Origin of the sequence: Mycobacterium kyorinense (assembly GCF_002101735.1) — a bacterium.
Taxonomy (GTDB): domain Bacteria; phylum Actinomycetota; class Actinomycetes; order Mycobacteriales; family Mycobacteriaceae; genus Mycobacterium; species Mycobacterium kyorinense.
Window position 1 is genome coordinate 1 of record NZ_LQPE01000025.1, and the last position, 8,112, is coordinate 8,112.

7 protein-coding genes are annotated in these 8,112 nt (G+C 69.3%); 4 read left to right on the forward strand and 3 right to left on the reverse strand.

The features are described from left to right. Nucleotides 1-22 precede the first annotated feature (22 nt). The 3 genes from AWC14_RS04735 to AWC14_RS04745 all read right to left on the reverse strand — a co-directional run bounded on the left by AWC14_RS04735 (nt 23) and on the right by AWC14_RS04745 (nt 2,803). Complete coding sequence (locus AWC14_RS04735; protein WP_045383679.1) at nt 23-853, reverse strand: GNAT family N-acetyltransferase; 831 nt, start codon at nt 851-853, stop codon at nt 23-25. Between the two features lie 152 nt (nt 854-1,005). After that, complete coding sequence (locus tag AWC14_RS04740; RefSeq protein ID WP_045383676.1) at nt 1,006-1,962, reverse strand: electron transfer flavoprotein subunit alpha/FixB family protein; 957 nt, start codon at nt 1,960-1,962, stop codon at nt 1,006-1,008. Nucleotides 1,963-2,002: 40 nt separating this feature from the next. After that, nucleotides 2,003-2,803: an electron transfer flavoprotein subunit beta/FixA family protein gene (locus AWC14_RS04745; protein ID WP_045383673.1), complete on the reverse strand. Its 801-nt coding sequence runs from the start codon at nt 2,801-2,803 to the stop codon at nt 2,003-2,005. Nucleotides 2,804-3,009: 206 nt separating this feature from the next. On the opposite strand from AWC14_RS04745, the gene AWC14_RS04750 reads away from it, so the two are divergent. The 4 genes from AWC14_RS04750 (at nt 3,010) to AWC14_RS04765 (ending at nt 7,993) form a co-directional block, all read left to right on the forward strand. Further along, the gene (locus AWC14_RS04750; RefSeq protein ID WP_045383670.1) at nt 3,010-3,786 is read left to right on the forward strand and encodes a class I SAM-dependent methyltransferase; all 777 of its coding nucleotides are present in this window, start codon (nt 3,010-3,012) and stop codon (nt 3,784-3,786) included. Nucleotides 3,787-3,803: 17 nt separating this feature from the next. Continuing rightward, on the forward strand, nt 3,804-5,306 hold the full coding sequence (locus tag AWC14_RS04755; protein WP_045383745.1) for a 1,4-alpha-glucan branching protein domain-containing protein: 1,503 nt from the start codon (nt 3,804-3,806) through the stop codon (nt 5,304-5,306). An 88-nt stretch (nt 5,307-5,394) separates the two neighbouring features. Further along, complete coding sequence (locus AWC14_RS04760; RefSeq protein WP_045383667.1) at nt 5,395-6,618, forward strand: glycosyltransferase family 4 protein; 1,224 nt, start codon at nt 5,395-5,397, stop codon at nt 6,616-6,618. 22 nt (nt 6,619-6,640) lie between these two features. Then, nucleotides 6,641-7,993 (forward strand): TIGR01777 family oxidoreductase, encoded by a 1,353-nt coding sequence (locus AWC14_RS04765; RefSeq protein WP_045383665.1) that lies wholly within the window; start codon nt 6,641-6,643, stop codon nt 7,991-7,993. The last annotated feature ends 119 nt before the right edge of the window (nt 7,994-8,112 follow it).

Here is an 8,112-nt window from a genome sequence, read left to right on the forward strand (position 1 = left end):
GTGGGCGGGTTGGGTGCGCTCATCAGGCCACCTTGCGTGCCGCCTCGGCGGCGGCCGACACCGATCGAAGGCGGCGCAGATAGCGCGTGTCGGCGCGGTTCTTGTCCAGCAACGCCGGAAAGTCACCCACTGAAAACTCGGCGTCGTAGGCCGGTTCACCACATACCCGGGCGCCCAGCCGCAGGTAGCCGCGCATCAGTGGCGGGATCAACGGCCGCGCCGGCGGGGGGATCTCGTCGAGCGGGCGTCCGTCGATGACGACGGGCCGATAGGGATGTACCCGGTACTCGGGCTGGGCGGCGTGGCGGTGCAGGACGAAGTCGCGCACCCCGCGGATCTGACTGCCCGGCTCTTGACCGCCCCCGTGGACCGGAACCGAGACACAGCCGGTGACGAAGTCGTAGCCGCATCGGTCGAGGTAGGCCAGGATGCCGGCCCACATCAGCAGCACCACCGCGCCGTTGCGGTGATCCTTGTGAACCACCGCGCGTCCCATCTCGACCAGCGACGGCCGCAGCGGATCGAGTGCTGCGATGTCGAATTCGGTTGCGGCGTAAAGGCCGCCGGCCGCGGCGGCGCCGGCCGGCGAGAGCATCCGGTAGCAGCCCACCAGCGCGCCTGAGTTGTCGTCGCGGACAAGCAGATGGTCGCAATGCTCGTCGAACCGGTCGGCGTCGAGGCCTGCGGTTCGGGTAAGCGCGAAGCCCGGCTCGCTGCTGAACACCTCGTAGCGCAGCCGCTGTGCGGCCTCGATCAGGGTGGGCTCGGCGGACAGCAGTAGCGAGTACCTCGGCTCGCCGGCCGAGTGGATCACCGATTTGTCAGCGGGTATGAGGACCGACTCAATGCTCATGCCACTACCGTCGCGGTGCCGTTCAGCTAACCGGCATCGGCGCCGTAACGTGTTCGTGCACGGTAGATGACGATGTTGCAGCGAACGCCGACCAGACGCAAAAGCCCCCCGCACGCTCGGCGTGTCGGGAGCTTTCGCGTCTGGTGGCGAGCTCAGCCCTTCCGGGCTTTGACCGCTTCGGTCAGCTGCGGGGCGACCTTGAACAGGTCGCCCACCACGCCGTAGTCGGCGATCTCGAAGATCGGTGCCTCTTCGTCCTTGTTGACCGCGATGATCGTCTTGGACGTCTGCATGCCGGCGCGGTGCTGGATCGCCCCGGAGATGCCCAGCGCGATGTAGAGTTGCGGCGACACCGTCTTACCGGTCTGACCGACCTGGAACTGACCCGGGTAGTAGCCGGAGTCCACGGCGGCGCGCGACGCACCGACCGCGCCACCCAGCGAGTCGGCCAATTCCTCGACCACGCTGAAGTTCTCGGCGCTGCCCACGCCGCGTCCACCGGAGACCACGATGCTGGCCTCGGTGAGCTCCGGGCGATCGCCTGCGACCGCGGGCTGCCGAGAGGTGACCTTGGCGGCGTTCTCGGCGGGAGCGGGCACCTCGATGGTGACCTGCTCGCCGGCGCCGTCGGCCGGTTCGGCGTCGATGGCGCCGGCCCGCACGGTGATCACCGGGGTGTCGCCGTTGGCCTGCGCCTCCACGGTGAACGCGCCACCGAAGATGGAATGGACGCCCACTGCACCTTCTCGGACGTCGACGACGTCGACCAGCAGCCCGGAGCCGATCCGCGCGGCCAGCCGGCCGGCGATCTCCTTGCCGTCGGCGCTGGCGGCCAGCAACACCGCCGCCGGCGACGACGATTCGGCCAGCGAGGCCAGCACGTCGACCTGCGGGGTAATCAGATAGTTGTCGACGACGTCGGATTCGGCGACGTAGATCTTGGCGGCGCCGGCCGACTTGAGCCCGTCGACCAGCGGCGCGGCCGTCCCGGGTGTGCCGACCACGACAGCGGCGGGCTCACCCAGCCGGCGGGCCGCGGTGAGCAGTTCTGCGGTGACTTTCTTCAGCGCGCCTTCGGCGTGCTCGACGAGCACGAGTACTTCAGCCATGAGTGTGTTCCGTGTCTTTCAGGTTTGTCGTTGACGGGCTCTAGATGATCTTCTGCGCAACCAGGTATTCGGCGATCTTGGTGCCGCCGTCGCCCTCGTCCGTGACCTTTTCACCGGCGGTCTTGGGCGGCTTGGGGGTCGCCGAGAGCACCGTCGATCCGGCGTTGGCCAGCCCGACCTCGTCGGGTTCGACGCCGATCTCCGCCAGAGTCAGGACGGTGACTTCCTTCTTCTTAGCGGCCATGATGCCCTTGAACGACGGGAAGCGCGGCTCGTTGATCTTCTCGTTGACGCTGACCACGGCCGGCAGCGAAGCCTCCAGCGTGAACACGCCCTCGTCGGTCTCCCGCTCGCCGGTGATCTTGCCGCCCTCGACCGTGAGCTTGCGCAGGTGGGTGAGCTGCGGCAGCCCCAGGTATTCGGCGATGATGGCCGGTACGGCGCCGCCGGTGCCGTCGGTGGACTCGTTACCGGCGATCACCAGCTCGGTGCCCTCGATGGTGCCCAGCGCACGCGCCAGCGCCCACCCGGTCTGGATGACGTCCGAGCCGTGCAGGCCGTCGTCCTTGAGATGCACGGCCTTATCGGCGCCCATGGACAGCGCCTTGCGGATCGCCTCGGTGGCGCGCTCCGGGCCCGCGGTCAGCACGGTCACCGATCCCTCGACGCCGTCGGCGGCCTCTTTCTCCCGGATCAGCAGCGCTTCTTCGACAGCGCGCTCGTTGATCTCGTCCAGCACGGCGTCGGCGGCCTCACGGTCCAGCGTCCAGTCGCCCTCGGTGAGCTTTCGCTCTGACCACGTGTCTGGGACCTGCTTGATCAGGACCACGATGTTCGTCATGAGTGTGCTTCGTCCTCCTCGAAGGAGTCCTGCAGCCAGCGGCAACAGGAGCTCGGTCACGTGCTACTCGACCGCAAACACATGTTACTAGCGGGTAACTTTGTGCGGTTCGCTCTCACACCATAGCGGGTCGTGGTAGGCCGATTGCCCGCCCGTCTGCGGTTGACGGTTCGCGGTGACGACGCTGGGACTAGCCTGCCTATCCAATGAACGCATTCGTCCCCGACTCCCCCGATCCCGGTTTGACGCTGACCGGCGAGCGCACGATCCCGGGTCTCGACGTGGAGAACTACTGGTTTCGCCGCCACGAGGTGGTCTACGAGCGGCTGGCGCCGCACTGCGCGGGCCGCGACGTGCTGGAAGCCGGCTGCGGCGAGGGCTACGGCGCCGATCTGATCGCCGGGGTGGCCCGCCGGGTGATCGCACTGGACTACGACGAGGCCACGGTGGCCCACGTCCACGCCCGCTACCCCCGGGTGGAGGTGAGGCACGGCAACCTCAGCCGGCTGCCACTGCCCGACGCTTCGGTGGACGTCGTGGTCAATTTCCAGGTCATCGAGCATCTCTGGGACCAGGCGCAGTTCGTCGCCGAATGTGCCCGGGTGCTGCGCCCGTCCGGGCTGCTGATGGTGTCCACCCCCAATCGGATTACGTTCTCGCCGGGCCGCGATACCCCGATCAACCCCTTCCACACCCGCGAGCTGAACGCCGACGAGCTGACCGAGCTTCTGGTCGACGCCGGATTCGGCTCGGTATCGCTGAGCGGGGTTTTTCATGGACCCCGGTTGGCCGAGATGGACGCCCGGCACGACGGCTCGATCATCGCCGCCCAGGTAGCGCGGGCGGTGGCCGACGCGCCCTGGCCGGCCGACCTGCTGGCCGACGTCACCGCGGTCACCACGGCCGACTTCGAACTGGTCGACGCCGCCGACCGCGGCATCGATGACAGCCTCGATCTTGTCGCAATTGCGGTGCGCCCGTGACGAATCGGACACCGGGCATGTTCACGCTGGTGCTGCACACCCACCTGCCGTGGCTGGCCCACCACGGCCGCTGGCCGGTCGGGGAGGAATGGCTCTACCAGTCGTGGTCAGCCGCCTACCTGCCGCTGCTGCGGGTGCTGCACACCCTGGCCGCCGAGGACCGGCGCGGCGTGCTCACGCTGGGCATGACGCCGGTGGTGACCGCTCAGCTCGACGACCCGTACTGCCTGGACGGCATGTACCACTGGCTGGCCAACTGGCAACTGCGCGCCACCGAGGCCACGACGCTGCCGGAGCCGTTGCGCGCGTTCGGAATTCGCGAGAATGTCGAGGCGCACAGGGCCCTTGAAGACTTCGCCACGCTGTGGCACCACGGCGGCAGCCCGCTGCTGCGCGGCCTGATCGACGCCGGCACGGTGGAACTGCTCGGCGGCCCGCTGGCCCACCCGTTCCAGCCGCTGCTGCATCCACGATTGCGCGAATTCGCGCTGCGCGAAGGCTTGGCCGACGCCCGGCAGCGGGTCGCGCACACCCCGACCGGGATCTGGGCACCCGAATGCGCCTACGCCCCGGGCATGGAAAACGACTACGCCGCAGCGGGAGTCGGTCATTTCATGGTCGACGGCCCGTCGTTGCACGGCGATACCGCGCTGGGCCGGCCGGTCGGCGCGACGGACGTGGTGGCGTTCGGCCGCGACCTGCAGGTCAGCTACCGGGTGTGGTCGCCCAAGTCCGGCTACCCCGGCCATGCCGCCTACCGCGACTTCCACACCTACGACCATCGCACCGGCCTGAAGCCGGCCAGGGTCACCGGCCGCAACGTGCCGTCGGACGCCAAGGCGCCCTACGACCCCGAGCGGGCCGATCGCGCCGTCGACGGCCACGTCGCCGATTTCGTCGACGTGGTCCGCGCGCGGCTGACGAGCGAGTCCGAGCGGATCGGCCGGCCGGCGCATGTGGTGGCCGCCTTCGACACCGAATTGTTCGGCCACTGGTGGTACGAGGGGCCGATATGGCTGCAGCGGGTGCTGCGCGCGCTGCCGGAGGCCGGGGTGCGGGTCGGCACTCTAAGCGACGCGATCGCCGACGGTTTCGTCGGCGCCCCGGTCGAATTACCGCCCAGCTCTTGGGGTTCCGGCAAGGACTGGCAGGTGTGGGCCGGCGAGAAGGTGGCCGACCTGGTGCAGCTCAACACCGAAGTGGTGGACACCGCGCTCTCCACCGTCGACAAAGCGCTGACCCAGACCGCGTCGCTGGACGGCCCGATCCCGCGCGACCACGTCGCCGACCAGATCCTGCGCGAGACGCTGCTGACGGTGTCCAGCGACTGGCCGTTCATGGTCAGCAAGGACTCCGCGGCGGACTATGCCCGCTACCGGGCGCACCTGCACGCGCATGCCACCCGCGAGATCGCCGATGCGCTGGCGTCGGGCCGCCGCGAGGTGGCGCAGCGGCTGGCCGACGGCTGGAATCGCGCCGACGGGCTGTTCGGCGCCCTGGACGCGCGGAGGCTGCCATGACTTTCTGCCGCGAGCGTGCGTGTCCCCGGCCCGACACGCCGTTTCCCGCCCGGTTTTGTGCACGCTCGCGGCGGAGGTGGGCCTGCGCATGAAGATCCTGATGGTGTCGTGGGAGTACCCGCCGGTAGTGATCGGCGGGCTCGGCCGCCACGTTCATCACCTGGCCACCGCGCTGGTCGAGGCCGGCCACGAGGTCGTCGTGCTGTCCCGTCGCCCGACAGGGACCGACCCGAGCACGCACCCGTCGTCGGACGAGATCAGCGAGGGCGTTCGGGTGGTCGCCGCTGCACAGGACCCGCACGAGTTCACTTTTGCCGACGACATGATGGCCTGGACCCTGGCGATGGGCCACGCCATGACCCGGGCCGGGCTGGCACTGGACTTCACCCCCGATGTGGTGCACGCACACGATTGGCTGGTGGCGCATCCGGCGATTACGTTAGCCGAATACTTCGACGTGCCAATGGTTTCCACGATTCATGCCACCGAAGCCGGTCGGCACTCCGGTTGGGTGTCCGGCCCGATCAGCAGGCAGGTACACGCCGTCGAATCCTGGCTGGTGCGCGAATCCGATTCGCTCATCACATGTTCGGCGTCGATGCGTGACGAGATCACCGAGCTGTTCGGGCCCGGGCTGGCCGAGATCACCGTGATCCGCAACGGAATCGACGCGGCCCGTTGGCCATTCGCGCCGCGGCGCACCCGGACCGGCCCGGCAGAACTGCTATATGTCGGCCGGCTCGAATACGAGAAGGGTGTGCACGACGTGATCGCCGCGCTGCCCCGCATCCGGCGCACCCATCCGGGCACCACGCTGAGCATCGCAGGGGAGGGCACCCAGCAGGACTGGCTCGTCGAGCAGGCCCGTGCGCACCGGGTGCTCAGGGCGACAAGGTTTTTGGGGCGGCTCGACCACGAGGAGCTGCTGGCGGCGCTGCACCGCGTTGACGCCGCGGTGCTGCCCAGCCACTACGAGCCGTTCGGGCTCGCCGCGCTGGAAGCCGCCGCGGCCGGCACGCCGCTGGTGACGACGAACATCGGCGGCCTGGGCGAGGCGGTCATCGACGGGCAGACCGGAATGTCGTGCCCGCCGCGCGACGTGGCCCGGCTGGCCGGCGCGATCCGCGCCGTGCTCGACGACCCCGCCGCCGCACAACGCCGCGCATACGCCGCGCGCGAGCGGCTCACCTCCGACTTCGACTGGCACACCGTGGCGGGGGAAACCGCGCAGGTGTACCTGGCGGCCAAGCGTCGCGAACGCCAGCCGTTGCCGCGGTTGCCGATCGTCGAGCACGCGCTGCCGGACCGCTAAGCCCCGGCGGTAACGTCGAGCGATGGGTTTGGTGTATTCAAGCGTGGTCGACGCGCCGCGCGACGAGGTGTTCGCCTGGCATGGCCGCCCCGGTGCAATCCTGCGACTTTCCCCGCCATGGCAACCCATGCGGGTGGTCGCCGAGGCCGAGTCGCTGGCGGACGGCCGCGCCGAACTCGCGCTCCCGGCAGGGCTGCGCTGGGTCGCCCAACACCAGCCGGAGTCCTATGATCCACCGCGGCGCTTCGTCGACGAAATCGCCGGCGGCGGGCTGGCCTCGCTACCGGCCCGCGCCGTCGTGCGCTGGCGGCACACCCACGACTTCGAGGAAGCCGGCGCCGGCCGGACCAGAGTCGTCGACCGCGTCGATACCCCGGTGCCCGCCGCGGCGCTGCGGCCTATGTTCGCCTACCGGCACCGCCAATTGGCCGACGACCTCGCCGCCCACCGACGTGCGGCCCAGCACGGCTTGACTGCGACCACGGTTGCGGTGACCGGGTCCTCTGGACTGGTCGGCTCGGCGCTGACCGCTTTCCTCACCACCGGCGGCCACCGCGTGATCCGGCTGGTCCGCCACCCTGCAACCAAACCCGACGAGCGGCAATGGAATCCAGAAGATCCCAACCCCGAGATGCTCGCCGGCGTCGACGCGGTCATCCACCTGGCCGGGGCCTCGATCGCCGGGCGGTTCACCGATGCCCACCGACGCGCCATTCGCGACAGCCGAATCAGCCCCACCACGCGGCTGGCCGAACTCATCGCGGCCCGCGGTCCGCGGACGCTGGTCTGCGCCTCGGCGATCGGGTACTACGGCTACGACCGCGGCGACGACGTGCTGACCGAGGACAGCGACCGCGGTGACGGGTTTCTCGCCGACGTCGTCGCGAATTGGGAAGACGCCTGCACGCCGGCACGACAAGCGGGCGTCCGAGTGGTGCACGTGCGCACCGGGATCGTGCAGTCCCCTCGCGGCGGCACACTGCGTCTGCTGCGCCCGCTGTTCAGTGCCGGGCTTGGCGGGCGGGTGGGCGACGGTCGGCAGTGGCTGTCCTGGATCGGCATCGACGATCTCGTCGACATTTATCACCGCGGCCTGTGGGACACCGCGTTGTCCGGGCCTGTCAATGCCGTCGCCCCCGAACCTGCCCGCAATGCCGACTACAGCTGTACGCTCGGTCACGTCCTGCACCGGCCGGCGGTGCTGCCCGTACCGCCATTTGGCCCACGGTTATTGCTCGGCGATCAGGGCGCCCGAGAACTTGCCCTTGCGAGCCAACGCGTGAGCGCTGCTCGCCTGCAACAGGCAGGTCACGTGTTCCGTCATCCCGATCTTCAAGGCGCTCTGCGACACCTGTTGGGCCGCAACGGCGCCTAGGACGCCGCTGATGTAATGGGCTCTGGTGGGTCGGCGTCGATTGCGTGCGGATTCTGGCCCCTGAGGGCGTCTGAAATTTGGCCTTTTGGATGGAGTCGGCGGTGGGTCAGGCGATTTCC

Excerpts from the sequence above, each read along its gene's own strand:
- AWC14_RS04735 (WP_045383679.1), bottom strand. The coding sequence starts at position 853 with ATGAGCATTGAGTCGGTCCTCATACCCGCTGACAAATCGGTGATCCAC.
- AWC14_RS04740 (WP_045383676.1), bottom strand. The coding sequence starts at position 1,962 with ATGGCTGAAGTACTCGTGCTCGTCGAGCACGCCGAAGGCGCGCTGAAG.
- AWC14_RS04745 (WP_045383673.1), bottom strand. The coding sequence starts at position 2,803 with ATGACGAACATCGTGGTCCTGATCAAGCAGGTCCCAGACACGTGGTCA.
- AWC14_RS04750 (WP_045383670.1), top strand. The coding sequence starts at position 3,010 with ATGAACGCATTCGTCCCCGACTCCCCCGATCCCGGTTTGACGCTGACC.
- AWC14_RS04755 (WP_045383745.1), top strand. The coding sequence starts at position 3,804 with ATGTTCACGCTGGTGCTGCACACCCACCTGCCGTGGCTGGCCCACCAC.
- AWC14_RS04760 (WP_045383667.1), top strand. The coding sequence starts at position 5,395 with ATGAAGATCCTGATGGTGTCGTGGGAGTACCCGCCGGTAGTGATCGGC.
- AWC14_RS04765 (WP_045383665.1), top strand. The coding sequence starts at position 6,641 with ATGGGTTTGGTGTATTCAAGCGTGGTCGACGCGCCGCGCGACGAGGTG.